Origin of the sequence: Vibrio sp. 1727 (genome assembly GCF_033344415.1) — a bacterium.
Taxonomy (GTDB): domain Bacteria; phylum Pseudomonadota; class Gammaproteobacteria; order Enterobacterales; family Vibrionaceae; genus Vibrio; species Vibrio alginolyticus.
Window position 1 is genome coordinate 1 of sequence record NZ_JAWPOT010000295.1, and the last position, 683, is coordinate 683.

General features: G+C 44.8%; 1 protein-coding gene. It reads left to right on the top strand.

Annotated elements, in window-relative coordinates; all coding sequences use genetic code 11:
- Positions 1 to 93: 93 nt before the first annotated feature.
- On the top strand, positions 94 to 683 hold a 590-nt coding region (locus tag R8O10_RS25335), incomplete at its 3' end, for a phospholipase A (RefSeq protein ID WP_318191972.1).

A 683-nucleotide genomic window follows, 5' to 3' on the forward strand; every position in this document is an offset into this window, starting at 1 on the left:
CTTTAACCGCTTTTCCCTTGCTGTTTATTGTCGAAGTTATCGATGATAAGGAATGATATTGCCGCTTTATGGTTTGGCGGCAAAAGGATAACGATGAAGTATAAAGTAATTCCGCTCTTGTTGTGCCCCGTACTTGCTTACGGAAAAGACATTACCCATATCTCAACCTACGAAGACAACTACGTTCTAGGTACATACACCACAGACATCAACCAAAGCGCCTACAGCGAAATGGGCTCAGAGATGGATTCACTGCAAGATTTTGAAGTGAAGTTTCAGATCTCAGCATCAATTCCATTTTATCGCTTCAGCTCAGGCACTGCTTTGATGGGGGCTTATACTCAAAAGTCCCTATGGCAACTGGCAAACTCTGATATCTCATCGCCATTTAGAGAAACAAACTACAAGCCGCAAGTGTTCTTAGCGCATCAATCGAACATGTTGTTGTTCAATCATGTTGAAGCCGGTTACAAACATGAATCGAACGGTCAATCCAGTAAACTGTCACGCAGTTGGGACCGTCTATATGTCGCTGCCGAGCGTTTTTCTGGCCCAGTCGAGTATGGCGTACATGCATGGTGGGTGATTACCACAGAAAATGACGACATGGAAAATTACTACGCACCTTACGAGTTGTGGGCGAAAGTTTATACCCGTGCGGGCGTGGTCAATACACGCGGTTT